We start from the raw sequence: 26084 nt of genomic DNA, 5'->3' as shown, positions 1-26084 counted from the left end.
TGAGGGGCGCCCGTAAAGGGGCCAACGCGTTGCGTTGTTCAAAAACGCTCCCGGCGTTTTTAGTACGCCCCTCATCCCTGAGGGGCGCCCGTAAAGGGGCCAACGCGTTGCGTTGTTCAAAAACGCTCCCGGCGTTTTTATCCATGGCGCGGGACGCTTGCCTCCTTTGACCGTGTTCCCTGCACGTTAAGCTAATTCATTGCTGCCAGATGCATCCTGATTTGGGTTTGCCAGCAGTCAGCAGGGACGCCTCAGCGTCCCTCAGACTTATGAAAACCACTTCCCGAACCAGCCGTTGAACTTCATCATCACGAAATCAATCATCCGGCTGAAGAAGCCGCCTTCCGGCACGTCCTGCAGCACCACCAGCGGACGCTGCTCAATCGTTTTGCCATCCAGCTGGAAGTCGATGGTGCCGACCACCTGATTCTTCTTCAGCGGCGCTTCAAGCTGCGGCGCATTGAGTTTAAAACTCGCCTTCAGATTCTTCATCTGCCCTTTCGGGATGGTCAGTGCGGCATCTTTCGCCACACCCAGATTCACCTGACTCTTGTCACCAAACCAGACCCGCTGCTGCGCAAACGGCGCATCCGCTTTTATCGGCGTTACTGTTTCAAAGAAACGGAAACCCCACGTCAGCAGCTTTTCACTTTCACGAAAACGAATCGCATCGCTGGCGGTGCCGAGCACTACAGAGATCAGACGCATATCGCCCTCGGTCGCCGAAGCCACCAGGTTATTACCGGCACCAGAGGTATGGCCGGTTTTAACACCATCCACTTTGAGGTTAGTGCTCCACAACAGACGGTTGCGGTTGATCTGGCGAATATTGTTAAAGGTGAACTCTTTCTCTTTATTCAGGGCGTACTCTTCAGGCACATCGCGGATCAGCGCCTGAGCAATCAGCGCCATATCCCGCGCAGTGCTGTACTGCCCTTCTGCATCGAGACCATGCACCGTCATAAAGTGGGTGTTCTGCAGTCCCAGCGCCTTCACATAGTTATTCATCAGGCCGATGAACGAATCCTGACTGCCTGCCACATAATCCGCCAGCGCGATACAGGCATCATTACCGGACTGAATCACAATTCCTTTATTCAGCTCATGCACCGGAATGCGGTCGCCAGGCTTGAGGAACATCAGCGAAGAGCCGCGCAGCTTAGGATTGCCAGTCGCCCAGGCATCCTGTCCGACGGTGACCAGATCATCCGGTTTGATTTTGCCTGCTTTAATTGCCTGACCCACTACGTAGCTCGTCATCATCTTAGTCAGACTGGCGGGATCGAGACGCTGATCGGCACTGGATTCAGTCAGCACTTTACCGCTGGCGTAGTCGATCAGAATCCACGCTTTAGCATCAATGCCGGGCGCGGCGGGAGCCTGCTCAGCAAAAACGCTGATGGGGGCAAGAATCAGTAATGAGGTGGCAGCAAAGTGCCGCAGGCGAGATGAGAAGCGAGTGTTTGTCATGAGCTTGGCCGGATTGTCCTTGTTAAATCGAAATTCCAGGGGCAGAAAATTCTCACTCAAACGCTACCCCCTGACGGCAGTGAAAAAAACCGTCGAATCGTAAAGTTTTTTAGAGTTTAGTAGAGTAACCCTGGCATAAACGCCGCGCGCGTGCCCCTTTTTTCCGATTCTGTCGCCACCAAAACTGCGTGAAATTCCGATTTTTCGCAGAAGAGTTAAGCCCGTCACAAATATCAGCTAACCTGAACGCCAGTCAGCCGAGGAGACCGACCATGGACTTAGCCCTTTTTGATCTTGATGAAACACTCATTTGTGAAGACAGCACCAGCCTGTGGCTGCGCTGGCTGGTATCACAGGGATTTGCTCCCAGCGAACTGATTGATCAGGAACAGGCATTAATGAATCAGTATTATGCCGGTACGCTTTCGATTGAAGAGTATATGAATAAGACGCTCTCACCGCTGGCGGGCATGGCGACGCTGACCGTTGAAGGCTGGGTGCGTCGCTTCATTCAGCGCGACATCCTGCCTCGTGTCTATCCGGCCGCCCGCGAGCGGATCGAATGGCATCGGGCGCGCGGCGACCGGGTGATGATCATCTCTGCCAGCGGCGAGCATCTGGTGGTGCCGATTGCTGAGAAACTCGGAGCCTGCGGCGCGCTGGCGATTGGTGTTGAAATCGTGGACGAGCGTTACAGCGGCAACACCTACGGCACCATGACCTATAAAGAGGGCAAAGTGACCCGACTGGGTGACTGGAAAGCGCTGCAGCAGCAGGAGCACTTTGAGCGCACCTGGGCCTACAGTGATTCAATGAACGACCTGCCGCTCCTGGAGCAGGCCGATCATGCCCATGTCATCAACCCGGATGCGCAGCTACACCAGGAAGCGTTAAACCGTGGATGGCAGGTTTATCACTGGGCTCGCTGATTCAGCGTCGTGTCCATCGGGCGTAATTTTTGCAGACAGCCCGGGCGCTGAACAATCGGAACGCACATGGAGTACGCGAGGGTTGCAAGCAGAGCCAGGTGCAGACTGAAAAATTAACTCACCTGATGGACAAGGTTTTTAGCCGCGGGATGCGCCAGCGTCCTGCGCTAATCCCACTCTCAACAGCTTGCCATTGGCCTCATCGGTCAGCACATAGAGATAGCCATCCGGCCCCTGTCGCACATCACGAATCCGCACATTCTGATCCCCCAGCAGCCGCTGCTCCTCCACCACTTTTTCGCCGTTAATACTCAGACGAATCAGGTTTTTCTCTTTCAGTGCACCGATGAATAGCGAGTTTTTCCACTGGGGAAAACGGGCGCTGTTATAAAACGCCATGCCGCTGATAGCCGGAGAAACTTTCCAGTGATACAGCGGCTGTTCGGTGCCCGCGACATGAGTGCCTTTTGACTCCGGCACGTTGTCGCCATTGTAGTCAATGCCGTACGTCGCCAGCGGCCAGCCGTAATTCTTGCCCCGGGCCATGATATTCACTTCATCGCCGCCTCGCGGGCCATGCTCGTTTTCCCATATCATGCCGGTCCAGGGGTTAAGCGCCAGTCCCTGCGGATTACGCAGACCATAGGCCCAGATTTCTGGCCGTGCGCCGGCCTTTTTCACAAACGGGTTATCGTCAGGCACGCTGCCATCAGCATTCAGCCGCAGCAGCTTGCCCTGAAGCTTATCGAGATCCTGCGCCGCACTGCTGACAAAATTATCGCCGAATGCAATCCAGAGATAACCCTGGGTATCAAAGGCCAGCCGGGTGCCGATATTGTTGCCGCTGGAGAGCATCGGCGTCTGCCGAATCACCTCACGAAAATCGCTGAGCTGCCGGTTATCCTGGCTCAGCGTCCCGACGCCCACTACCGCGCCCGCTTTGCCGCTGCTGTTCGCCTCGGTGTAGCTCAGCCAGACGCGACGGCTGGTCGCAAAATCGGGTGCCAGCACCACGTCCAGCAAACCACTCTGCCGTTCTGCCCAGACTGTCGGCACCCCTTTGATTGGCTGCGACAGACCGCTCTCCGGGCTCCAGCTGCGCAACTGTCCGCTACGTTCGGTAATCAGCAGGGTTTTGTTGTCGGGCAGAAAGGCAACGGACCATGGATGTTGTAACTTATCCTGTAATACCTCAACTTTCACGTCAGCGGCAAACAGCGGCGAAGCGCAGAATAGCGCGCTACTCAGCAGCAGAGCGGTCGAAAAACGGGACATAGGGATCTCCTGACAGGATGGCTTGACCTTAAGCGTAGTCATCCGTCGCGGGGTGAACCTGAGGATTTACAAAAGATTAAACAGGAAACCCGCTGCAGGACGCAGCGGGTGAAAGGCATTACTCGAAACAGGTATCCGGATTATCCGACAGGGTGATGAACTGCTTGCCACCCTGGGTCAGCGCCATAATGGTGCCGCTTTCGATATCGTAGACCCAGCCGTGCAGACGCAGCTTGCCATTACGCAGGGCAACGGAGACCGACGGATGGGTTTTCATGTTGTTGAGCTGGGCGATAACGTTCTCTTTGACCATTTCGTTCAGCTTCTTCTCTGGCGAGTCATACTGACGCTGCTCAACCACCGCTTTTGCCGCATCGGCATAACGCAGCCAGTGCTCAACCGCTGGCATGGTATCCATGCAGGCGCAGGAGGCGATGGCATTCATGGCACCACAGTTAGAGTGACCACAGATGATGATGTCGGAGACACCCAGTGCGACAACCGCATATTCGATAGTGGCAGAGACACCGCCTGGCTCCGGGCCGAATGAGGGAACGATGTTGCCCGCATTGCGGATAACGAACAGCTCTCCTGGCTCCTGCTGTGTTACCAGTTCAGGCACCAGACGGCTGTCTGAACAGGAGATGAACAGCGCTTTCGGATTTTGATTTGACGCCAGGCTTTTGAAAAGATCCTTCCTTTCAGGAAACACATTCTGCTGGAAATTCAGAAATCCGTTGATGATCTCTTTCATTATTTAGCTCTCACATTATCCATTTCATTACCTGAGGAGCATAGCCTCCTCAGTGGGGTTTGCTGGTTTATTATTAATGAAAACAAGTGAATATCAACCCGAGTTTTGCAGTCAGCCCTGGACCATCGCCACTGTCAGCGTTTCGCTTATCGGTCAGCCAGAAGCATCCTGGTTGATTTCTTTTTATAGCACGGGAAGTTACTGGAAAAGGTAACGTTTGATCCGTCTGCTTTTTTTACCTGAGATCGCGCTCCGCTTTTACGCGTTTTTTCACTACTTTACGCACGACATAGCAGGTGGACGTACTTTCACTTTTACGTCAGCGGATGTGGCACACGCTGGAGGGCCGCCTGAACCGCAATGCTGCGCGACAGGCCGCCGGGGGGAATCAGCACTCAGCCATACTGTTGCTGATGCGCTTTTTTACGTTTCAGATAGTCCTCATCTTCCCGAAGTTTATCCCAGTACGCTTTGAAAATGGCCGCCGCTGCGGCTTTCTCTTCGTTGACGCCGCGCGGCAGCTCTTTGCCGTCTGCGTCATACTTGCGTCCGCCTTTATGATTGCTGTAGCGACGCGCTCGGGTATACCCCATCTGGATAAATTTGCGCGCCATATCCATACCGACAAAATCATCCTGACGCCGGTAATCCTCAAACAGCGCCATGATTTTCTCAGCCGACTCTTCAGCAATGGGGACAGTGCGAAAACGCCAGTGCGGCAGAATTTCGCTCTTATAAGGCTCGACCATCAGCACACCCTGCTCGCCTCGCCCGACCTGATAACGCTCGGGATGCTGGCGGAAATCAATCGTGCTGAAGTCCTGATCATAATCGAAAGGTTTCATCTCTTTAGTTTAGGATCAAGTGCGTCACGCAGCCCGTCTCCCAGTAAATTAAATGCCAGAACCGTGAAGAAAATGGCCAGACTGGGGAAAATCGCTACATGAGGCGCAATCACCATGTCGGCACGCGCCTCATTCAGCATCGCGCCCCACTCCGGTGTGGGCGGTTGTGCACCCAGCCCCAGAAACGACAGGCTGGCAGCGGTGATGATCGAAGTGCCGACCCGCATGGTGAAATAGACCACAATCGGCGATACCGTACCGGGCAGGATATGCCGCATCAGAATGGTCCAGTCAGACGCGCCAATACTGCGTGCTGACTCAATATAGGTCTGATGCTTCAGCACCAGCGTATTGCCGCGCACCAGGCGGGCAAAGGCGGGAATACTGAAGATAGCCACCGCCACAATCACGTTGCTCATGCCGCTGCCCATGATCGCCACCACCGCAATTGCCAGCAGGATGCCGGGAAACGCGAACAGCACGTCACAGATGCGCATGGTAATGCGGTCCCACCAGCCTTCGTAATACCCGGCAAGCAGCCCAAACAGCGTGCCAATCAATGCGCCGATCACCACCGAAAAGAAACCGGCAATCAGGGAAATACGCGTCCCGACTAGCACCCGGCTGAAAATATCACGACCCAGCGAATCGACACCAAACAGGTGAATCAGGGACGGGCCCTCATTGAGCCGGTCATAATCGAAGTAGTTCTCTGCGTCGAACGGCGCAATCCACGGAGCGATAACCGCCAGCACAATCAGCAGCAGTACAAACGCGCCGGCCAGCAGCGCCACCGGCTGCTGCCGGAAGCGCCGCCAGAACTCTCGCCATGGCGTACGAACCCGGTTCTCCGCAATCAGCGGCATTGTTTTCAGGGCCGCTTCACGTCGCCAGTTTTTCATCGCGACTCCTTAAAGCGAATAGCGGGATTGATCACCGCATAGAGCATGTCGACAAACAGATTGATCAGAATAAACTCCAGTGAAAACAGCAGCACCTCTGCCTGAATAACCGGATAGTCGCGCATCGCCACCGAGTCGACCAGCAGACGGCCCAGTCCCGGCCAGTTAAACACCACTTCGACGACGATCGATCCCCCAAGCAGAAAACCAAACTGCAGCCCCATCATCGTCACCACCGGGATCATCGCGTTGCGAAGGCCGTGTTTCACCACCACCAGCGACTCGCGTACCCCTTTAGCCCTGGCGGTGCGCATGTAATCTTCCTGCATCACCTCCACGAACGACGCGCGGGTAAAGCGTGCCATTACCGCCGCCACCGCCGCACCTAAGGTGATCGAGGGCAGAATGTAATGTTTCCAGCTGTCAGCACCGACGGTTGGCAGCCAGCCCAGCTCCACTGAGAAGACCTGCATCAGCAGCATGCCCAGCGCAAAGGCGGGAAACGAGATGCCCGATACCGCCAGCGTCATCCCCAGCCTGTCAGGCCAGCGGTTGCGCCAGACAGCCGAAACAATGCCGATGGTCATGCCAAAAATCACCGCCCAGATCATGCTGGCCAGCGTCAGCCACAGGGTCGGCATAAAGCGCGAGGCGATCTCATCCGCAACCGGCCGCTTTGAGACCATCGACTGGCCGAAATCACCCTGCAGCGCATTCAGCATAAAATGCCAGAACTGTTGCGGCAGCGGCTGATCCAACCCCAGTTCCTGACGCACCAGCGCCACCACGGAGGCATCAGCTTCCGGCCCGGCAATCAGGCGTGCCGGATCGCCCGGCAGCATATGAACAAACAGGAACACCAGCACCGCCACTATCAGCAGCGTTGGAATCAGCCCCAACAGTCGTTTAAGAAAATAGTTAAACATGCAACATCCTGCAGCTGCGGCCAGCCACGCAGGCTGGCCGGCTCCGTTACTTCAGAGTGGCCTCATCAAAATTGAATGAGGTATCGGGCATCACATAAAAACCGCTGAGGTTTTTGCTGTTGGCAGAAACCAGCTGCTCCACCACCAGCGGGATCCACGGATGGTCCTGCCAGATGGTGTCCTGCGCATCTTTATACAAGCGCGCTTTCTCTGCACGGTCAGTGGTTTTCAGCGCTTCGGCCAGATCTTTATCCACCTTAGGATTGCTGTAAAACGCCGTGTTAAAGATCGCCGGTGGCCAGGCTGCGGTAGCAAACAGTGGCGTCAGCGCCCAGTCTGCTTCGCCCGTTGAAGCAGACCAGCCGGTGTAGAACATCCGCACGCCGCTCTCTTTCTGGCCCTTGCCCTCCACTTCTGCGGCACGCTGGCCCGCATCCATCGCCGTGACTTTTACCTTCACGCCAACCTGCGCCAGCTGCTGCTGAGTGAACTGCAACACTTTCTGCGCGGTGCTGTGGTTATGTGATGACCAAAGCGTAGTTTCAAACCCGTTCGGATAACCCGCCTCTTTCAGCAACGCACGGGCTTTGGCTGGATCGTAGCTGATGGCCGGATAGGTCTGTGCAAAGTCGACAGCGGACGGCACGATGCCGGTAGCGGGTGTGGCATAACCGGAGAAAGCCACTTTCGCCAGCGCCTGACGGTTGATGGCATATTCCAGCGCCTCACGTACCTTCGGGTTGTCGAACGGCTTCTGAGTGACGTTGAGGCTGATATAACGCTGCATAATGGAAGGTGAGGTCACCACATCCAGCTTGCTGTTCTTTTCCAGCAGTTTCACCTGCTCATAAGGCACCGGGAAAGCAAAGTTTGCTTCGCCGGTCTGCAGCATCGCCGCACGGGTGTTGTTGTCCACCACCGGACGCCAGGTGATGCTGTCCAGCTTCGGATAGCCCGGCTTCCAGTAACCGTCCCACTTCTTCACTTTCACAAAATCGGTCTGGTTCCAGGTTTCAAACACAAACGGGCCGGTTCCTACCGGATGGAAACCGATCTCTTTGCCATATTTTTTCAGCGCGGCTGGCGAAATCATCGCCGCCGCCGGATGGGCCAGGTTGTTGATAAAGGCAGAGAACGGCTCTTTCAGCGTCACTTTTACCGTCGTCGGATCCACGACTTCCGTACTGGCGATGCGTTTAAACAGGTTGTAGCGCTTGAGATGGTTATCCGGGTTGCTGGCACGATCGAGGTTGACCTTTACCGCTTCCGCATTGAAATCCGTGCCATCCTGGAACTTCACGCCAGGACGCAGCTTGATGGTATACGTCAGGCCGTCGGCGCTGGCCTGATAGCTCTCTGCCAGCACGTTAGTCAGTTTCATATCCTTATCGAAGCCAAACAGACCCTGATAGAAGGATTTCGCGACCGCCTGCGACAGTGTGTCATTGGCGTCATAGGGATCGAGCGTGGTGAAGTTGGACGCGACGGCAATCACCGCATCCTGTGCTGCCCAGGCGGGCAATGTCATTGCGCTGCTTAACACGCCAGCTGCCAGTAACCCTTTACGCATCGTCATCTGCATCTTGTTCTCCTGTAATCCCTGTCGGGTTGGTCGCCGGGGCGACATTGTCACTGTTCAGGTCGCGCTGATAATGTGGCGGGCGACGAAATGGCCCGGAGCCACCTCCATCAGCGGCGCCACTTCAGGTTCATCCCCTAACGCATGGATCGGGCTGGGGATCTCATCGACCAGTAAGGCGCGTTCACGACGCCGGTGAGCCGGATCGGCGACCGGCACCGCTGCCATGAGTTTTCGGGTGTAGGGATGCTGAGGCTGTTCAAACACCGCCTGACGCGGCCCCATCTCGACAATCTGACCGAGATACATCACCGCCACGCGGTGGCTGATACGCTCCACCACCGCCATATCGTGGGAAATAAACAGGAAGGCGATGCCAAACTCGCGCTGCAGGTCGAGCATCAGATTAATAATCTGCGCCTGAATCGACACATCCAGCGCCGAGACGGACTCGTCGGCAATCACCACTTTGGGGTTCAGCGCCAGCGCGCGGGCTATACAGATGCGCTGACGCTGCCCGCCAGAAAATTCATGCGGATAACGCTGAGCATGTTCCGGCAGCAGTCCCACTTTATCCAGCAACCAGGCAACGCGCTGCTCCGCCTCGCGACGCGGCATCGCCTTGTGGACCAGCAGCGGCTCCATAATGGAGAAGCCGACCGTCAGCCGGGGATCCAGCGAGGCGTAGGGATCCTGGAAGATAAACTGAATATCACGCCGCAGATGGGCCAGCGCGGCACCGGAGAGATGATCTATTCGCTGGCCGTCAAACGTCAGCGTGCCGCCCTGACTGGCCACCAGCTTCAGCAGCGAGCGGCCGGTGGTCGATTTACCACAGCCAGACTCCCCCACCAGTGCAAGCGTCTCACCGGCATAGAGATCAAAACTGACTTTTTCGACGGCATGAACCCGGCTTTTAACCCGATTCAGCAGACCACCGCGAATATCAAAGCGGGTGACCAGATCGCGCACCTGCAAAATCGGCGGCTGCAGGCGGCGTACCGTATCCTGCGGCACGTCATCAACGGCATCACTGTGCAGCAAGGGGAATTTGGCGGGCAAAGGCTGCCCCTGCATCGAGCCGAGTTTTGGCACCGCCGCCAGCAGCGCCTGTGTATAGGGCTGCTGTGGTGCGCTGAACAGCTCGGCGACCGGAGCATTTTCCACTACTTCGCCGCGATACATCACCTGCACCCGGTCGGCCATTTCGGCGACCACGCCCATATCGTGAGTGATAAAAATCACTCCCATCTGCATCTCTTTTTGCAGCACGCGGATGAGCTGCAGAATCTGCGCCTGAATGGTGACGTCGAGCGCGGTAGTCGGTTCATCGGCAATCAGTAACGCCGGCTTGCAGCAGAGCGCCATCGCAATCATCACGCGCTGGCGCATCCCACCCGACAACTGATGCGGAAAGCGGGATAAGACATTCTGCGCATCGGGAATGCGCACCAGATCCAGCATCCGGCGCGCCTCTGCCAGCGCCCCGGCGTGGCTCAGACCCTGGTGCAGACGAATGGATTCGGCAATCTGCTCGCCCACGGAGAAGACCGGATTCAGTGAGGTCATCGGCTCCTGAAAGATCATCGCCATATCCGCGCCGCGTACCCGGCGCATCTGACCTTTTGAGGCGCGCATCAGATCCAGCACGTCGCCGTTGCGACGGCGCAATTGCACTTCTCCGCTGACGATTCCGCCCGCCTGCTCAATCAGTCTCATCAGCGCCAGCGAGGTGACCGATTTCCCCGAACCTGACTCCCCCACCAGCGCCAGCGTTTCGCCCCGAAACAGATCGAGTGACAAATGACGCACCGCATCCGTGACGGTGTCTTCGTGCTGAAAACGCACATTGAGATCGCGCACCGCGAGTACCTGTTCAGGGGCCAGCGGCGATAACGTTTGCCTGTCGCTCATCACTGCCCCTTAACTTTCGCGATATATCGCGACGTCCGCCGCTTCGCCGACGCGCCCAACACCCCGATACATGCCTTCGCTGTTAAACGGCAGCGCCACGTTACCTGCACGATCCACCGCAATCAGCCCGCCGCTGCCGCCCAGTTCCAGCACGCTGTCATGAATGACATTAACCGTAGCCTGCTGCAGCGAACGTCCGGCGTAGCGCATCTGCGCAGCCACATCGTAGGCCGCCAGCGTGCGCATAAAGACTTCACCGGTGCCGGTACAGGAGACGGCCACGCTGTCGTTGCTGGCGTAGCAGCCCGCACCCGGTAGCGGTGAGTCGCCGACCCGCCCGGCCTGTTTATTGGTCATACCGCCCGTTGAGGTAGCTGCAGCCAGGTTGCCTGCCAGATCCAGCGCGACGGCGCCTACCGTACCGAACTTGCGGTCCGGATCGAGCGGGTCGTCGCTGTGCGCGGCACCATCGTGGTCCAGCACCGCGGTATCGCTGTTCAGCGCGCGCTGCAACTGCTCCCAGCGTTCCGGCGTTGAGAAGTAATCTTGTGCAACCATTTCCAGCCCGTTCGCTACGGCAAACTGCTCTGCACCCTCGCCGATAAACAGCACATGCTCGCTTTTTTCCAGCACGGCACGTGCCGCCAGCACCGGATTACGCACCCGCGTCACGCCCGCGACCGCGCCCACATCCAGCGTACGCCCATCCATGATGCAGGCATCAAGTTCATGAGTGCCCTGATGGGTGAACACCGCGCCTTTACCGGCGTTGAAAAGTGGACACTCCTCCAGCAGTCGCACGGCCTCCGTCACCGCATCCAGTGCGCTGCCACCCTGAGCCAGTATCTGCTGACCCTGAGTAACAATATCGTGTAGCGCCTGACGATAGTGTTGTTCTTTTTCAGCGCTCATTGCTGCGCGCGAAATTGCACCCGCGCCGCCGTGAATGGCGATCACTGCATTGACCATAACGCTTTACCCTGTGGTTGCATCAGGACGAAAAACACTGATTTAAAATGGTTTTCACCCATTTTGGGTGATTTTTGACTATAGAAAGCCTGCTAAGTGTTGTAAAGCGGAAACTGTTCCTGTGGTTATAACCTTTTCTTACCACCCTGATTCATTTTTGCCATAACAACCGGCGCGTCTGACCGACACCGATGTGACTCAGCGGCTAATCCGACTCATAATAGGCAGCATCTGAGTTAACCAGGCTGGACTGTTTATGGAAAGTTTTACTGCAGGTTTGATCTCCCTTGAGGAGGCGCAACAAAAAATGCTGTCACAGCTGACGCCCGTTACCGACTCACTGAGCGTGTCGCTGGCCGACGCGGTCGGCCGCATCACGGCAAAAGCCGTCACCTCCCCGATCGCCGTGCCGCCCTTTGATAACTCTGCGATGGATGGCTACGCCGTCAGGCTGGCCGATGTCAGCAGCGGCCAGCCGTTACCCGTCGCGGGCAAAGCCTTTGCGGGCGCGCCGTTCAGCGGTGAGTGGCCGCAAGGCAGCGTGATTCGCATCATGACCGGTGCCCCAGTGCCCGCAGGCTGTGAAGCGGTGGTGATGCAGGAACAGACCGAATCTCAGGGCGATGCGATTGTGATTACCGCGCCCGTGCGTCCAGGACAAAACATCCGCCTGACCGGCGACGACATTCAGCCAGGTCATGTGGTGCTGGAAGCGGGAACACGTCTGGGTGCCGCCGAGCTGCCGCTGCTGGCTTCGCTGGGTATCGCGCAGGTGAGCGTGCTACGTAAACTGCGGGTCGCTATCTTCTCCACCGGTGATGAGCTTCAGCCGGTCGGTGAGCCGCTGGCAGAGGGCCAGATTTACGACACTAACCGTTTTGCGGTCTCGCTGATGCTGCATAAGCTCAACTGTGAAGTCATCGACCTTGGCATCATCAAAGATGATCCTGCTGCCCTTCGCGCCGCATTTGAGGAAGCCGATCGGCAGGCGGATGTGGTGATCAGCACCGGCGGCGTCTCGGTCGGCGAAGCGGACTTCACTAAAAATATGCTGGAAGAGCTGGGCGCGATTAGTTTCTGGAAACTGGCGATTAAGCCTGGCAAACCATTTGCCTTTGGTCGTCTTAACAGCAGCTGGTTCTGCGGTCTGCCCGGCAATCCGGTCTCCGCCGCCGTGACCTTCTATCAGCTGGTACAGCCGCTGCTTGCCACCCTTACCGGCCAGCAAAAATCCGCCTTGCCGCCCCGTCAGAAAGTGCGCAGCGCCTCGCGACTGAAAAAGTCGCCGGGCCGCCTCGACTTCCAGCGCGGCATCCTGCGCCAGAACGCACAGGGTGATCTGGAGGTGGAGACGACCGGAATGCAGGGTTCACACGTCTTCAGCTCTTTTGCCCAGGCGAACTGTTTCATCGTGCTGGAACGTGAACGCGGAAACGTTGAGCCGGGCGAATGGGTTGAGGTAGAACCGTTCAACGCCTTGCTGGAGGCATAAATGGTGCCTGAATTAAGCGATGAGGAGATACTGCGTTACAACCGGCAGATTGTCCTGCGCGGCTTTGATTTCGACGGTCAGGAGCGGCTCAAAGCGAGTCATGCGCTGGTTGTCGGGCTGGGGGGACTCGGCTGCGCCGCCGCGCCCTATCTGGCGTCTGCGGGCGTCGGCAACATGACACTGCTCGACTTCGATACCGTGTCGCACTCTAATCTGCAACGGCAGATTCTGCACCATGACGTGGATATTGGCCGCGCCAAAGTGGACTCTGCCGCGCAAAGCCTGGCCGCTATCAATCCGCACTGCCTGCTGCATCCGGTCAATGGACAGCTGGAGGACGCAGCGCTGCTGGCGTTGATTGCCCGGCAGCAGGTGGTGCTGGACTGCACCGACAATGTTGCGGTGCGTGAGCAGCTTAACCGGCTCTGTCGGCAGCAGCGGGTGCCACTGGTCTCGGGCGCCGCAATTCGGATGGAAGGTCAGATCAGCGTATTTAACTGGCAGCCCGGCACGCCCTGCTATCGCTGCATCAGCCGCCTGTTTGGCGAACAGACCCTGAGTTGCGTGGAAGCGGGCGTCATGGCCCCGCTGGTTGGCGTCATTGGTGCAATGCAGGCGATGGAAGCGATTAAAGTACTGACCGCCTTTGGCACACCCGCCACCAGCCGGTTGCTGATGTACGATGCGATGAGCGCGGAGTTCCGCAGCATGAAAGTCGCGCAGGACGCGCACTGTGAAGTGTGTGGCGGTGGAGATTAACCTTCTGCAGATATCCGTTCGCAGACAGCTCAAAACTTAAAGCGAAGGGAGCATACGCCTGTAGCAAAGCATCGCGCCGCCCGGATAAAAACGCCGGGAGCGTTTTTTGAACAACGCAATGCGTTGGCCGGGTTACGAGCGCACCTCAGGGATGAGGTGCGTAATCGCCCGCGCTGAGCATGCCAGGGATGGGGTCTTTTATGTCTTTGCGAAACACGTATGCTCCCTGAAGCCCGCTCAGCTGATAAGAGTGTGAATGCTTAGCGATCAGATTGAGATCTGCTTCAGGAACACGGGCAGATCGGAAAGTCGCTTAAACCATCCATGGATGCTCGGCCCACGCCGTCCCTGGCGCGGGACGCTTTCCTCCTCTGACCGTGTTCCCTGCGCCTTGAGCATTTGCGTTGCTGTCAGATAACCTATGAGCGTGGCATTCAGCCCAACCCACACCCTCTGACAATCAATAAGCATTCAGCTCTCTCATCAGCACCAAAAAAACGGGGTGGCCTGCGCCACCCCGTTTTTATCAGACGATACCCTGACTGCGCAGGTAATCTTCATAATTACCGGTGAAGTCCACCACCTTGTCTGCTTTCAGCTCAATCACGCGGGTTGCCAGCGAGCTGACAAATTCGCGGTCATGTGAAACAAACACCAGCGTGCCTTCATACATCTCCAGCGCCATATTGAGTGATTCAATCGACTCCATATCCAGGTGGTTGGTCGGCTCATCCATAATCAGAATGTTCGGTTTTTCCATCATCAGCTTACCGAACAGCATACGACCCTTCTCACCACCCGAAAGCACTTTCGCCGGCTTCTTAATATCATCCTGCGAAAACAGCAGACGACCCAGAATACCGCGAATGGTCTGCTCATCATCGCCAGGCTGTTTCCACTGACTCATCCAGTCAAATACTGTCAGGTCATTGGCAAAATCATCGGCGTGATCCTGAGCGTAATAACCAATGCGTGCGTTCTCTGACCATTTAACAGTGCCATTATCTGGCGTAAGCTGACCCACCAGCGATTTCAACAGCGTCGACTTACCAATACCGTTGGCACCGATGACCGCCAGTTTCTCACCGACTTCCAGCAGCAGATTTAAATTCTTAAACAGCGGACCGTTATCAAAGCCTTTTGTTAAACCTTCCACTTCCAGCGCATTACGGAACAACTTCTTGTCCTGCTCAAAGCGGATAAATGGGTTCTGACGACTGGAAGCTTTCACTTCATCCAGTTTAATTTTATCCATCTGCTTGGCGCGTGATGTCGCCTGACGCGATTTAGAGGCGTTAGCACTAAAACGACTGACGAACGATTGTAAGTCAGCAATCTGCGCTTTCTTCTTCGCGTTATCTGATAACAGACGTTCACGTGCCTGCGTTGCAGCGGTCATATATTCGTCATAATTACCGGAATAAACCCGCAGCTCGCCATAATCCAGATCGGCCATGTGAGTGCAGACCATATTAAGGAAATGACGGTCATGCGAAATGATAATCATGGTGCTGTCACGCTCGTTCAGCACCTGCTCCAGCCAGCGAATAGTGTCGATGTCCAGGTTGTTCGTCGGTTCGTCGAGTAACAAAATATCGGGATTTGAAAACAGCGCCTGTGCCAGCAACACACGCAATTTAAAGCCCGGCGCAATTTCGCTCATCGGGCCGTAATGTTGCTCAACCGGAATACCCACGCCGAGCAATAACTCACCGGCACGGGACTCGGCGCTATAGCCGTCCATCTCACCGTAGAGCGCTTCAAGATCGCCGACTTTATACCCCTCTTCTTCGCTCATCTCGGGCAAAGAATAAATACGGTCGCGCTCCTGCTTCACTTCCCATAATTCATGGTGACCCATGATTACGGTGTCCAGTACGCTGAATTCTTCAAAGGCAAACTGATCCTGACGCAGCTTACCGATACGCTCATTAGGATCGTAAGAGACGTTGCCGCCTGAAGGCACCAGATCGCCACCCAAAATCTTCATGAAGGTGGATTTTCCGCTGCCGTTCGCACCGATTAAACCGTAACGATTACCGCCGCCAAATTTAACGGAGATATTTTCGAACAGTGGCTTGCTGCCAAACTGCATGGTGATATTGCTGCTAACTAACACGGCATTGACCTTTGTGAAGAGAATGGATGAAAAAACGGCGGCTATTATGCCAGATGTGACGCAGCGCACGCCAGCGTCAGGCGTGGATTCCTGGCGGGGTGATTGATATCCCGGCAGAAATAAAAAAGCCGGAGGGCCATATTGGCCCCCCGGCTCCCACTTACAAGGATTGTGTTGATCAATCGATCAGGAAACTGTCCAGGCTTTTACCGGAATCCAGCGCTTTTTTAATCGCTGCCGGGGTACGGCCCTGGCCAGTCCAGGATTTCTGCTCACCATTTTCGTCGGTGTAAGAATATTTAGCCGGACGCGGCGCACGCTTGGTGCGTTTTTTTCCGCTCTCCAGCGCACCTAATAATTCATTAGGATCGATGCCGTCAGCCAGCAGCATTTCGCGATATTTAGACAGCTTTTCTTCTTTTTCGCGATTCTGTGTCTCTTCCGCTTCTGCTTCTTCGCGGCGCTCAGTAACGACTACCGTTAATTTTTCCAGGATCTCTTCAAGATCGGTCAGTGGCAGTTCACGAGCCTGGGCACGTAATGTGCGAATATTGTTCAGTACCTTAAATGCGTCACTCATCACAATGTCCTTGATTAAGGGGGGTTAATAAAACTGTAGCGCCAAGACTACCTAATTCAAATAAAAAAATAAATTATTTTTACGCTACAGATAATTCCTAAGTTTTAATTTCAGTTAAAATCTTACTATTAAATCGGCAGTGGCTGGTAATTTATTAACGCTGAATTAACAACAAATCGCCCTTTTACTCAACCGATGAAAACGATTTCAGCCTTGTTATACCGGCAACAGGCGTTAACGATTTTCGCTAAACGCGCACTACAGCGCGTCATTAATTGCAATTAAAGGTTCGTTGATAGCTGATTAAACGCGTGCCCTGATTGAGATCTCTGTCACACCAGCTTACAGATCATGCCTGAAAAACCGCCTCCCCCACCTTAAATAGTGCAAAATTATTACCGCTCGCGTGTTTTTTTTAATTATCCCTCAGCGTGCAGCCAGCCCTTTTTTAACGGTGAGATTTCCAGCAGCGTCAGATTATTCGCAGCCCGACCGGCTGTGCAATAACTGTAGGGTCTGACTCCGCCTGGTGAATGATCACGTGCTCTCACCTTAACAGTCGTAAGTTGCATTAAAGAATCGTCAAAGAAATAAATTCAGAAAGGTGACACGGCTCAGAATCCAGGATGGCCGGTAACGTAAAAATAATTGCCGGTCAAAAGCGCTGATAATATTCCGGCTAAGACTGGCTGTTTATTTTCTGCAGTCCGGACCGGACGCGTTGGGGCTGCGATGTATGCTAATTCAACGGCTTAGACCATTGAGATTTACATTGAGTGGGTGAGAACCCTTAACTTAACGCGGTTAAAAGGGAGAGATAAAGCGGTCACTGCGCACAGGCAGCGACCGCGAAAGGATTAATTCGCCTGTGTGGCCGGACCAAATACCGGATATTGCGGCATCTCAACGTTCTGATACGTTTCCCATCCGCCGCCCAGCGCTTTATAAAGCGCCACTAAATCCAGAGCGCTCTGCATTCTCGCCTGAGTCGCCTGCTCCTGAGCCTGTGCCAGCTGGCGCTGCGCATCCAGCACGTCAAGGAAGGTCGAAAGCCCCTGGCGGTAACTGTCGCTGGCGAGGTTAAAGGCCCGCTGCAGGGCGCCGGTCGTCTCATCCAGCGCAGTCACGCGCTGCTGGTCGGCGCGGTAGCTGACCAGCGCATTCTCGACATCCTGTAACGCCGTCAGCACAGTTTGACGGTAATCCAGCGCGGCGCTGGCCTGCTGCGCCCGCGCTAACTTGACGCTCGATACCAGTTGTCCCCCCTGGAAAATCGGGATCGAAAGCGAGGGGCCATAACTGTAGAAATGGCTGCTCCAGTTATCCAGATAACTGGCGTCAGTGTTGCGTACGCCCAGCTGTCCGGTCAGCGACAGGCTTGGGAAGAGCTGCGCAACAGACACGCCGATCTCCGCGGTTTGAGCATGCAGCGTCGCTTCAGCCTGGCGAATATCAGGACGACGACGTGCCAGCGTGGAGGGAATACCAACCGGTACAAACTGCGGCAACGGCGGTAAGGCTTTAGGTGTGCTGAGTTCAGCATCCAGTGCACCCGGTGTTTTGCCAAGCAGCACCGCTAATCCGTTCATCGCCTGCCGTGCCTGCGATTGATACTGCGGCAGCTGGGCCTGAAGCGTGCTGAGCTGGGCACGGGCATTTTCTACATCAGTTAACGGAGCCAGACCATTACGCTGCTGACTTTGCGTCAGCTCGGTCGTCTGCTGCGCCACATTAATCTGCTCCTGCAGAGTCTGAACGGTGCTCTGCGCGCCTCGCAGCTGCAGCCAGGCTCGCGCAACTTCAGCCTCAAGTGAGACCAGCGCATCGTTACGCTGCTCTATCGCTGCCTGCTGCTGGGCATTGGCGGCCTCAACCTGACGGCGAACTTTGCCCCACAGGTCAAGCTCCCAGCTGGCATCGAAGCTGCCCTGATAGAGGTTAACCGGCTGGGTCAGGCCATTGAGCTGGCTGGCCACGTTGCTGTCGAGTTGATCGGTGGCGCCATTGGACTCAAGCAAGCCTTTCAGGCCGAGCTGCTGACGGGTGACTTTAGCCGAACCGCTCAGACTGGGGAACAGGCTGCCCTGGGCCTGCGTCAGCTGTTCACGCGCGCCCGCAATCCGCAGCACTGTCTGCTGCAGGCTCAGGTTCCCCGCTATCGCCCGCTCAATCAGGCTGTCGAGCTGCGGATCGTTAAAGCTCCGCCACCAGCGGGAATTAATTGCGGCGTTTTGTGGCTTTGACGCCTCCTGCGAATCCAGCGTGTTGTAGCTACCTGGCACGGCAGGTTTCGGTGCCTGATAGTCAGGTCCGACAGCGCAGCCCGCCAGCCCCAGGGCCAGCAGTAAGCTCAGGGGTTTCAGGCGATGAGTATAAAAAACCTTCATGTTAGTGTGCTCCTGCACTGCCTTCGCTCTTGATCGGCGACAGCAGCCAACAAAATGGAATCAAAATCAGGGCGACAATACTCAGGCCTGAGAAGACATCGATGTATGCGAGAATACGCGACTGCGCAATCATCTCCTGATAGAGCTGACCGGTTGCCAGCGTAATGGGATCGCCCACCGCCGACGTGAAGTCGCGTATCGCCTGCGCCCAGTGCTCAAGCGTAATGTTGAACGGCTCGTTAAGCGGCGTCATGTTGTGCACCATATGCGCAGACCGCGCCTGTGCGCGCTCGGTAATGGCCGCGGTCGAAAGCGAGATCCCAATGGATCCGGCCACGTTACGGAACATGGTAAAGAGCGCGGAGGCGTCCGCGTTAAGTCGCTGAGGAATGGTGACAAAAGCAATCGTAGTCAGCGGAACAAACAGGAAACCCAGCCCGATCGACTGTGCGCTACGCATCATCACCAGCGTTTTGAAATCGACATTCGGCGTCAGGGTAGCTGAATAGAAAAACGCCATGGCCAGACAGCTGAAACCAAAGGCGATGATGTATCGCGTCTGCACAATCGGCATCAGTTTCAGCACCAGTGGAATGGTCAGCACAATAAGCACCGCGCCGGGCGACAACACCAGCCCTGACCAGGTGGCGGTATAACCCAGATCCTGCTGCGCCAGCTGTGGCAACACCACAGAACTGCCATACAGAATCATTGCCATTCCCGCCATCAACAGCCCGGCCACCCAGAAGTTGCGGTCTTTCATTACCAGAATATCGACCACCGGCTTACGCGCATACATCAGCCAGTAAATGGCGCCAACGATGCCAACCAGCGCCAGAACAGCGAACAGTACGATAAAGTGCGAAGCAAACCAGTCCTCATCTTCTCCTCGATCCAGCATCACCTGCAGACACCCCAGGCCTAAGGTAATCAGGCTGATCCCGATGTAATCGATCTTCAGCTTACCTTTGGCCCATTTACGCTCCCAAGGCGGATCTTCCAGCAGCTGATAGATCGCCAGCACAGTCAGCACGCCCACCGGAATGTTAATAAAGAACACCCAGCGCCAGCTGTAGTTGTCAGTGATCCAGCCACCCAATGTCGGGCCAATCACCGGCGCGACGATAATAGCGATGGAGGAGAGACCAAATGCCTTGCCGCGATCTTTTGCCTTGAAGTAGTCCAGCAGCACGGACTGCTGAACGGGCTGCAATCCGCCACCAAAAAAGCCCTGCAGCACGCGGAACAGAATGATTTGCCAGAGTTCAGTGGCGATGCCGCACAGGAACGAGCAAATGGTGAACATCACAATGCAAATCAGGAAAAACTGTTTACGGCCAAACAGCCGGCTGAAGAACGCAGAGATAGGCAGCACAATGCCGTTCGCCACCAGATAGGACGTCAGCACCCAGGTTGACTCATCATAACTGGAGGAGAGCGAACCGGCGATGTGCGGCAGCGCCACGTTAACGATGGTGGTGTCGAGGATCTCCATAAACACCGCCAGCGTCACCGTGATTGCCACTAACCACGGATTACTGGCCGGTTTCCAGCTCTGCGCCGTACTCATTCCACTGTTACCTCGGGTTCAACGGAGAGACCCAGCGGCAGCGGATGGTTCGGATCCAGGCCCTTGTCGATAACGATTTTCACTGGCACACGCTGAACAATTTTCACGTAGTTACCGGTGGCGTTTTCTGACGGGAAGGTCGAGAAGCGTGAGCCGGAACCCATCTGAATGCTGTCGACATGTCCTTCCAGCTTCATGTCCGGCCAGGCATCAACGCTGATTTTCACTTTATCGCCAGGATTCATGCGTTCCAGCTGAGACTCTTTGAAATTTGCAGTAACCCAGATGTCAGGCGAAACCAGCGAGAACAGAGAGGAACCGGCCTGCACCAGCGTGCCCAGCTGAACGTTACGCTTGGTGATAAACCCGTCATAGGGCGCGCGAACCTGGGTATAGGAGAGGTTAAGATCGGCCGTGCTTAACTGTGCTTTCGCCTGCTCAACCTGTTGCTGACGCGCTTCAACATTGGTCTCCTGCTGACGAATCTGCAGGGCAACCTGTGAAGCGACTTCAACCTGGGCTTTCGCACTCTGTAACTGTGCCTGCGCCGAACGTAGCTGCGCAGACGCGCTGTCGATATTACGCTGGCTGGTCGCACGTGGATCGACGCCACGCTGGCGACGATAATCCGCCTGCGCATTCAGCATATTGGCTTCTGCTTTCGCCTGATCGGCCAGAGCCTGATCGCGCTGAGCCGGATACTGTACTTTTGACAGCGCCAGCTGGGCCTGCGCCTGATGCAGTTGTGCAACGGCTAAACCGAGCTGCGCGTTAGCCTGCTCACGCTGGGCACGGTTGTCGCTGGGATCAATCTCCACCAGCAGATCGCCCTTCTTCACCCGCTGGTTATCTTTCACCAGCAACTTCACGACATAGCCGGATGCTTTAGGCGCAATAGTAACGGCATCGCCTTCGGTAAAGGCGTCGTCGGTGGTTTCAATATTGCGGGTAGATAACCAGAACCAGAGACCAACAATCAGCATAATCACCACCACCACCGCCAGAATAATCAGCGGCTTTTTACCGGGGCGTTTACGCTCAGGCTGCTGGTCGTTGTCCTGATTTTCCTCTGACTGACGGTTTTGATCCGTCGTGTTTTCTGCGTCCTGCTGATGTGGATCGCGTTGATTGTTCTCGCTCATAGTTCCCATCACTGGCTAAGGCCCTGATTCCGGGCATAAAGGTCCTGTTAACCTTATATCGGAAATTGACAAAATCCAGTGCAACTTTACGAAACTTGAGGAATGCCGCACATCCTGCCACCTGACAGCGATAGCAGGATGTATCGGGCCTAATTGAGCAACCGCAGCAGTAGCCAGCCGCTGGCCATTGACCAGGCCAGCAAAGGAAGGGAAAAGAGATGAAATTGCCACCATATGGCACGATCTTTCGCCATACGCAGAGCAATCAGGTTAGCCAGTGAACCTGGCAGCAGACCGAATCCACCGATGTTGACCGCCCAGGCGAGCACATCGGTTGGCGGGACTTTTTGCAGCAGCAGAATCGTCGCCGGGACATTGCTTATCACCTGTGACAGACCAATCGCCAGCAGATAGAGCTGCCCCTGGCCGAAATGCGCCACCGCATCAAAGTGAGCCTGCATCACCGGCAGACGTGTCAGCAGGAAGACGTCAATAAACATGGCGATAAACACCGCCAGCAGGCTCCAGTCGATACGTTGCAGCACCGGACGCGCCATTACCATAAAGGTGGCGAGGATAACCAGCAGTATCCAGCCGGTGATTTCCAGCTCCAGACCGGCGATAAACAGCAGGTATAACACCACGCTGACAATAAACAGCGGCTTCTGCCACTCCGGCTGCTCCGGGTTGTCATGTTTATCAATCGTCCGCTTTGAAAAGCTAAACCAGGTCAGCACGACCAGGCTCAGCAGCAGCCAGGCGGCCAGCGGCAGCATCTGCACAATGAATGCAATAACGCTGAGCTTGCCGTGACTCCACAGCAGAATGTTTTGCGGATTGCCGACCGGCGTCAGCAGCGACCCGGCATTCACTGCCAGCGCCTCGAAAATGATCAGTCGCGAGATAGGTAAATGAGAGAACTTCCGCAGCGTTAATGTCAGCGGCACCAGAATAAACAGCGCAACATCGTTGGTTAAAAACGTGGAGAGCAACGCGGCAGCCAGTACCATAAATAGCGCCAGCGCACGTTCGTGCCGGAAACGCGCAATCAGGCGTCCTCCCAGCACGTCAAAGTAGCCGCTGGTTTCCAGCCCTTTGGTCAGAATCAATAACCCGGTGAGTGTGATAATGGTATGCCAGTCTACGGCTCCGGGCAGATCGGCCCAGCGGAAATCCGCCAGGAATGCCAGAACTACACCAATCACGATTAATAAATGCAAAATTGAGTCATGCAAAAAAGATCGAAGCAGTTGTGGCATGGTGAGGGTACGCCTTAGCGTTAACGGGTTTCGGAGAACTTCTTAAATACAGCCAGAGTTTCATCACTGACGTGATGTTCAATACCTTCTGAATCGCGTCGGGCCGTTTCGGGGCTGATGCCTAACGCCAGCAGAAAACTTTCAACAATATGATGACGGGCGCGACTCTCCTCTGCCAGCTTCTCCCCTTCACTGGTCAGGAAGACACCGCGGTAAGGGACCTGCTCAACCAGCCCGGCACTGCCAAGTCGTTTCAGCATTTTAGCCACTGTCGGTTGCGAAACGCCCAGACGGGCTGCCATATCGACCTGACGTGCTTCGCCAAATTCACCAATTAAATCAGAGATTAACTCAACGTAGTCATCAATTAACTCCCGACGATGCGCTTCACGCACCTGCCGAAAACCTTCGACATGCTCTTCAATATCTTTCAGTGGTCCTTTCGGCGCAGAAACCACGCTTTTAGCACGACGACTCATTCAGCTTCCTCATTATTATTTCCCGTACTGACGCTGCTGTACGGATTTAGCTGCGCTCATTGTAAACCAGCCACAAAGAAGCTCAAATTTTTCGTCATTAGCCTTGGCTAAACGATATAGCCAGTGCTATCTTTGTTGATAATGTAAGCAGCCAACGCATGATCCCTAGTGATCTTCTGTTGCTCTGGTGATGATGACGCTCTCACCCCACGCTGCTGATTACCGCGTCGATCAGGATTGGGAGGTAATTCTATGAGCACTCTGAAATGTTGCTTAGATTGCAGCAAATGCTTCCAGACAGAGAAGAAAACAACCACGGAGTTTAAATCCTGGCTGTGCCTGCTGACGCGTTCCCCTTTCACACTGCGTCTGATGCTGATTGAAAAACTGCTGGGCCATAAGCCTGCCGAACCTCGCTGTCCGAATCTTATCTGGCGCGGCTAATCCTGATTCAGAGCCTTTTTGCCTGCGGTTGAAAGGCTCACGCCCCTCTGTTTGTTCTCTTTGTTTTTTCCCCTCATAAGAAACTGCCCTGAGGCTGAAAGGGGCATGCCTGCAGATCAGCGTCTGCCAGAGAATGAGACGGGAGACCGACAGGTAAGTCGGGGTGGCGGGTAAAATCAGCACAATAAAAAACGGCCCACAAGGGGCCGTTTTTTTGCAGGTCAGCTAAGCTAAACTTAGAAGCTGTAACCTACGCCAGCAATCCAGGTACCGACGTCAACGCTACGGATACGGCTCTGCTCGTAACCAACGTCAAGTGCGATGTCCTGCATTGGGTTAAACTGCATGCCTGCGCCGTAAGAGAAACCTACGTCGCTGGTGTCAGTTTTATCACGTGATGCAGTTTCGTTGCCCTGGTATTTACCATAGCCGATACCGACAACACCATAGATGCTAGCCCAGTCGTTCAGACGGAAAGCTGGACCACCGGTCACACCGTAGTACTGGCCTTTGTTGTAAACGCCATCTTCGGTACGATCTTTTTCAGTGTAGGTGAATGAACCGATCCAACCCAGTGGGTTAGAACCGTCTTCGTAGCGGTATTTCAGGTTGAAGCCGTTAGCTTTGTTCGCTACGCCCTGATAATCGCTCTGAGCATAGCCACCAGTTACGGTGCTCTGTGCCATTGCTGAACCTGCAGATACTGCCAGTACACAGGCTAATGCTGAAAGACATGCAATTTTTTTCATAACCACCTCAAATGTGAAAATACTTCTCTCCTGACAACGCTGAAAATATAACAAAAAATAGCGAGAAACTCTGCCCGGATTTTGTTGTCTAACAGAAAGTTTGGTGTAACAGGACGTTAATGCGACATACTATGTCATTCATTTTTCTTATAAAATCCGTCATCTTCCTGCAATAATCTTTTTGTGCTCAATTTGCCGTTTAAGTTAATTCCTAAAAAAACCTGACATTTCTTTACCTAAATGGCACTGATTTTGGCCAAAATTTGCGCAGTTAAGGCAAATTAAAAACGCTGACTCATGATTTTTTCCCTGACATTTCCTTTACACTGGCCCACTCGTTACGTTGATGACCAGGAAAAGTACACAGGATGTCTGCCTCTCCCGCTTCTAAAAATCTTGCGCCAATCGTGTTGCCAATTGCCGTACTGCTGATTGCGATGCTGTCGCTGCAGGGCGGTGCTTCTCTGGCAAAAAGCCTGTTTCCTTCTGTTGGGGCGACGGGAATCACCGCGCTGCGTCTGGGCTTTGGCACCCTGATACTCTGTGTCATCTTTAAACCCTGGCGTTTACGCTTTAGCCGGGAACAACGTCTGCCTTTGCTGATGTATGGTCTGGCGTTGGGCACCATGAACTTCACATTCTATCTGGCGATTCGCACTGTGCCGCTGGGCGTGGCGGTGGGACTGGAGTTTACCGGTCCACTGGCGCTGGCGCTGTTTGGATCGCGCAGACCACTGGATTTTGTCTGGGTGCTGCTGGCGGTGATTGGTTTGTGGTTCCTGCTGCCGTTTGGGACAGGGATGACCGCGATTGATCCATTGGGCGCAGCACTGGCCGTGAGTGCGGGTGCCTGCTGGGCAATCTATATCCTGGCGGGGCAGCGGGCAGGCGCAGAACATGGTCCTGCGACAGTGGCTATTGGTTCGCTGATTGCTTCGGTGATTTTTGTACCGCTGGGGCTGACGTTTGCAGAAAGTGGCATCTGGACATGGGCCGTAATGCCGATCGCATTGCTGGTTGCCCTGCTCTCCAGCGCGATACCCTACTCACTGGAGATGATCGCCCTTACCCGTTTACCGGCGCGCATCTTCGGCACGCTGATGAGTCTGGAACCCGCCATGGCCGCTTTTTCCGGCATGCTGTTTTTGGGCGAAACGCTGACGGGCCTACAGTGGCTGGCGCTACTGGCGATCATCATCGCTTCGGCAGGCTCAACGCTGACCATGCGACCGAAAAAGAGCCAGTTAAGCAGCGTGGAATTATCAGATTCTGGTCAGAAATAAACGCCTTTAGCCTGCCTTTGTGGTGGGCTAAATAACAATCATGCTCATCATGAGAATTATTCTTAACCATCCCCTGTCCATGTTCTGACTATTTTGAAACAGACGCTTACCTGTTATTTACATACAAAATTAAAGTATTGATTTAATTAATTAAATCAAGGTGCTTTTATTTTAACATTACATTAACCTCGTCGGTGCCTTCCCGCTTTTAATAAAGACCTGCACTATTTCATCTATCGATAAAGTCGTTTCTGCAAA

The 26084-nt window shown here is 54.9% G+C and carries 22 protein-coding genes; 5 read left to right on the top strand and 17 right to left on the bottom strand.

Annotated features, from left to right (window positions below; translation table 11 throughout):
* Nucleotides 1-267 precede the first annotated feature (267 nt).
* Nucleotides 268-1470 carry a serine hydrolase gene (locus NP77_RS05275; RefSeq protein ID WP_039659304.1) on the bottom strand — a complete coding sequence of 401 codons (1203 nt, stop codon included), beginning with the start codon at nucleotides 1468-1470 and terminating at the stop codon, nucleotides 268-270.
* Nucleotides 1471-1742: 272 nt separating this feature from the next.
* On the opposite strand from NP77_RS05275, the gene NP77_RS05270 reads away from it, so the two are divergent.
* Nucleotides 1743-2399: an HAD family phosphatase gene (locus NP77_RS05270; RefSeq protein ID WP_003852323.1), complete on the top strand. Its 657-nt coding sequence runs from the start codon at nucleotides 1743-1745 to the stop codon at nucleotides 2397-2399.
* Nucleotides 2400-2537: 138 nt separating this feature from the next.
* Here the strand turns inward: NP77_RS05270 and NP77_RS05265 are convergent, their stop codons facing one another.
* The 8 genes from NP77_RS05265 to NP77_RS05230 all read right to left on the bottom strand — a co-directional run bounded on the left by NP77_RS05265 (nucleotide 2538) and on the right by NP77_RS05230 (nucleotide 11563).
* The gene (locus NP77_RS05265) at nucleotides 2538-3674 is read right to left on the bottom strand and encodes a PQQ-dependent sugar dehydrogenase (protein WP_003852322.1); all 1137 of its coding nucleotides are present in this window, start codon (nucleotides 3672-3674) and stop codon (nucleotides 2538-2540) included.
* Between the two features lie 118 nt (nucleotides 3675-3792).
* Nucleotides 3793-4428, bottom strand: coding sequence for a carbonic anhydrase (locus NP77_RS05260; RefSeq protein WP_003852320.1), 636 nt, complete (start codon nucleotides 4426-4428; stop codon nucleotides 3793-3795).
* A gap of 395 nt (nucleotides 4429-4823) precedes the next feature.
* The gene (locus NP77_RS05255) at nucleotides 4824-5273 is read right to left on the bottom strand and encodes a DUF4385 domain-containing protein (RefSeq protein ID WP_003852318.1); all 450 of its coding nucleotides are present in this window, start codon (nucleotides 5271-5273) and stop codon (nucleotides 4824-4826) included.
* Nucleotides 5270-6175: a glutathione ABC transporter permease GsiD gene (gene gsiD / locus NP77_RS05250; protein WP_003852316.1), complete on the bottom strand. Its 906-nt coding sequence runs from the start codon at nucleotides 6173-6175 to the stop codon at nucleotides 5270-5272. Before gsiD ends, NP77_RS05255 begins: the two co-directional genes overlap by 4 nt.
* The gene (gsiC, locus tag NP77_RS05245; protein ID WP_003852314.1) at nucleotides 6172-7101 is read right to left on the bottom strand and encodes a glutathione ABC transporter permease GsiC; all 930 of its coding nucleotides are present in this window, start codon (nucleotides 7099-7101) and stop codon (nucleotides 6172-6174) included. Before gsiC ends, gsiD begins: the two co-directional genes overlap by 4 nt.
* Nucleotides 7102-7147: 46 nt before the next feature.
* On the bottom strand, nucleotides 7148-8683 hold the full coding sequence (gene gsiB, locus NP77_RS05240) for a glutathione ABC transporter substrate-binding protein GsiB (RefSeq protein ID WP_039659278.1): 1536 nt from the start codon (nucleotides 8681-8683) through the stop codon (nucleotides 7148-7150).
* Nucleotides 8684-8737: 54 nt separating this feature from the next.
* Nucleotides 8738-10594, bottom strand: a complete 1857-nt coding sequence (locus NP77_RS05235; protein ID WP_008925822.1) for a dipeptide ABC transporter ATP-binding protein — start codon at nucleotides 10592-10594, stop codon at nucleotides 8738-8740.
* Nucleotides 10595-10603: 9 nt separating this feature from the next.
* The gene (locus tag NP77_RS05230; protein WP_003852309.1) at nucleotides 10604-11563 is read right to left on the bottom strand and encodes an isoaspartyl peptidase/L-asparaginase family protein; all 960 of its coding nucleotides are present in this window, start codon (nucleotides 11561-11563) and stop codon (nucleotides 10604-10606) included.
* Nucleotides 11564-11819: 256 nt separating this feature from the next.
* Between NP77_RS05230 and moeA the strand changes: the two genes are divergently transcribed.
* A complete protein-coding gene (gene moeA / locus NP77_RS05225; protein ID WP_039659277.1) occupies nucleotides 11820-13055 on the top strand; it encodes a molybdopterin molybdotransferase MoeA in 1236 nt (411 codons plus the stop codon).
* Nucleotides 13056-13814: a molybdopterin-synthase adenylyltransferase MoeB gene (gene moeB / locus NP77_RS05220; protein WP_039659275.1), complete on the top strand. Its 759-nt coding sequence runs from the start codon at nucleotides 13056-13058 to the stop codon at nucleotides 13812-13814.
* 526 nt (nucleotides 13815-14340) lie between these two features.
* On the opposite strand, the gene NP77_RS05210 is transcribed toward moeB, so the two are convergent.
* The 7 genes from NP77_RS05210 to mntR all read right to left on the bottom strand — a co-directional run bounded on the left by NP77_RS05210 (nucleotide 14341) and on the right by mntR (nucleotide 23350).
* Nucleotides 14341-15933, bottom strand: coding sequence for an ABC-F family ATPase (locus tag NP77_RS05210; protein ID WP_008925818.1), 1593 nt, complete (start codon nucleotides 15931-15933; stop codon nucleotides 14341-14343).
* Nucleotides 15934-16111: 178 nt separating this feature from the next.
* Nucleotides 16112-16513, bottom strand: coding sequence for an H-NS family nucleoid-associated regulatory protein (locus NP77_RS05205; RefSeq protein ID WP_003850507.1), 402 nt, complete (start codon nucleotides 16511-16513; stop codon nucleotides 16112-16114).
* Nucleotides 16514-17370: 857 nt separating this feature from the next.
* A complete protein-coding gene (locus NP77_RS05200; protein ID WP_003850508.1) occupies nucleotides 17371-18900 on the bottom strand; it encodes an efflux transporter outer membrane subunit in 1530 nt (509 codons plus the stop codon).
* 1 nt (nucleotide 18901) lies between these two features.
* Nucleotides 18902-20470 (bottom strand): DHA2 family efflux MFS transporter permease subunit, encoded by a 1569-nt coding sequence (locus NP77_RS05195; protein ID WP_039659273.1) that lies wholly within the window; start codon nucleotides 20468-20470, stop codon nucleotides 18902-18904.
* A complete protein-coding gene (locus tag NP77_RS05190; RefSeq protein ID WP_003850510.1) occupies nucleotides 20467-21612 on the bottom strand; it encodes an HlyD family secretion protein in 1146 nt (381 codons plus the stop codon). Before NP77_RS05190 ends, NP77_RS05195 begins: the two co-directional genes overlap by 4 nt.
* Before the next feature lie 149 nt (nucleotides 21613-21761).
* A complete protein-coding gene (locus tag NP77_RS05185; RefSeq protein WP_039659272.1) occupies nucleotides 21762-22871 on the bottom strand; it encodes an SLC13 family permease in 1110 nt (369 codons plus the stop codon).
* A 20-nt stretch (nucleotides 22872-22891) separates the two neighbouring features.
* On the bottom strand, nucleotides 22892-23350 hold the full coding sequence (gene mntR, locus NP77_RS05180; RefSeq protein WP_003850512.1) for a manganese-binding transcriptional regulator MntR: 459 nt from the start codon (nucleotides 23348-23350) through the stop codon (nucleotides 22892-22894).
* Nucleotides 23351-23602: 252 nt separating this feature from the next.
* Between mntR and NP77_RS23780 the strand changes: the two genes are divergently transcribed.
* A complete protein-coding gene (locus tag NP77_RS23780) occupies nucleotides 23603-23794 on the top strand; it encodes a hypothetical protein (protein ID WP_003850513.1) in 192 nt (63 codons plus the stop codon).
* 236 nt (nucleotides 23795-24030) lie between these two features.
* On the opposite strand, the gene ompX is transcribed toward NP77_RS23780, so the two are convergent.
* Nucleotides 24031-24543, bottom strand: a complete 513-nt coding sequence (gene ompX / locus NP77_RS05170; RefSeq protein ID WP_008925816.1) for an outer membrane protein OmpX — start codon at nucleotides 24541-24543, stop codon at nucleotides 24031-24033.
* A gap of 368 nt (nucleotides 24544-24911) precedes the next feature.
* On the opposite strand from ompX, the gene rhtA reads away from it, so the two are divergent.
* Nucleotides 24912-25826 (top strand): threonine/homoserine exporter RhtA, encoded by a 915-nt coding sequence (gene rhtA / locus NP77_RS05165; RefSeq protein ID WP_003851733.1) that lies wholly within the window; start codon nucleotides 24912-24914, stop codon nucleotides 25824-25826.
* Nucleotides 25827-26084: the final 258 nt, after the last annotated feature.

Origin of the sequence: Pantoea sp. MBLJ3, assembly GCF_000816655.1 — a bacterium.
GTDB lineage: Bacteria > Pseudomonadota > Gammaproteobacteria > Enterobacterales > Enterobacteriaceae > Pantoea > Pantoea eucalypti.
This window is presented reverse-complemented; position numbering and strand designations above follow the sequence as displayed.

Bases quoted from the DNA above. Each gene is read 5' to 3' on its own strand.
- NP77_RS05200 (WP_003850508.1), bottom strand. From the start codon at position 18,900: ATGAAGGTTTTTTATACTCATCGCCTGAAACCCCTGAGCTTACTGCTG.
- NP77_RS05185 (WP_039659272.1), bottom strand. From the start codon at position 22,871: ATGCCACAACTGCTTCGATCTTTTTTGCATGACTCAATTTTGCATTTA.
- NP77_RS05190 (WP_003850510.1), bottom strand. From the start codon at position 21,612: ATGAGCGAGAACAATCAACGCGATCCACATCAGCAGGACGCAGAAAAC.
- rhtA (WP_003851733.1), top strand. From the start codon at position 24,912: ATGTCTGCCTCTCCCGCTTCTAAAAATCTTGCGCCAATCGTGTTGCCA.
- NP77_RS23780 (WP_003850513.1), top strand. From the start codon at position 23,603: ATGAGCACTCTGAAATGTTGCTTAGATTGCAGCAAATGCTTCCAGACA.
- NP77_RS05255 (WP_003852318.1), bottom strand. From the start codon at position 5,273: ATGAAACCTTTCGATTATGATCAGGACTTCAGCACGATTGATTTCCGC.
- gsiB (WP_039659278.1), bottom strand. From the start codon at position 8,683: ATGCAGATGACGATGCGTAAAGGGTTACTGGCAGCTGGCGTGTTAAGC.
- NP77_RS05270 (WP_003852323.1), top strand. From the start codon at position 1,743: ATGGACTTAGCCCTTTTTGATCTTGATGAAACACTCATTTGTGAAGAC.
- ompX (WP_008925816.1), bottom strand. From the start codon at position 24,543: ATGAAAAAAATTGCATGTCTTTCAGCATTAGCCTGTGTACTGGCAGTA.
- mntR (WP_003850512.1), bottom strand. From the start codon at position 23,350: ATGAGTCGTCGTGCTAAAAGCGTGGTTTCTGCGCCGAAAGGACCACTG.
- NP77_RS05205 (WP_003850507.1), bottom strand. From the start codon at position 16,513: ATGAGTGACGCATTTAAGGTACTGAACAATATTCGCACATTACGTGCC.
- NP77_RS05265 (WP_003852322.1), bottom strand. From the start codon at position 3,674: ATGTCCCGTTTTTCGACCGCTCTGCTGCTGAGTAGCGCGCTATTCTGC.
- NP77_RS05235 (WP_008925822.1), bottom strand. From the start codon at position 10,594: ATGAGCGACAGGCAAACGTTATCGCCGCTGGCCCCTGAACAGGTACTC.
- NP77_RS05230 (WP_003852309.1), bottom strand. From the start codon at position 11,563: ATGGTCAATGCAGTGATCGCCATTCACGGCGGCGCGGGTGCAATTTCG.
- NP77_RS05260 (WP_003852320.1), bottom strand. From the start codon at position 4,428: ATGAAAGAGATCATCAACGGATTTCTGAATTTCCAGCAGAATGTGTTT.
- gsiD (WP_003852316.1), bottom strand. From the start codon at position 6,175: ATGAAAAACTGGCGACGTGAAGCGGCCCTGAAAACAATGCCGCTGATT.
- NP77_RS05275 (WP_039659304.1), bottom strand. From the start codon at position 1,470: ATGACAAACACTCGCTTCTCATCTCGCCTGCGGCACTTTGCTGCCACC.
- NP77_RS05195 (WP_039659273.1), bottom strand. From the start codon at position 20,470: ATGAGTACGGCGCAGAGCTGGAAACCGGCCAGTAATCCGTGGTTAGTG.
- moeA (WP_039659277.1), top strand. From the start codon at position 11,820: ATGGAAAGTTTTACTGCAGGTTTGATCTCCCTTGAGGAGGCGCAACAA.
- gsiC (WP_003852314.1), bottom strand. From the start codon at position 7,101: ATGTTTAACTATTTTCTTAAACGACTGTTGGGGCTGATTCCAACGCTG.
- moeB (WP_039659275.1), top strand. From the start codon at position 13,056: ATGGTGCCTGAATTAAGCGATGAGGAGATACTGCGTTACAACCGGCAG.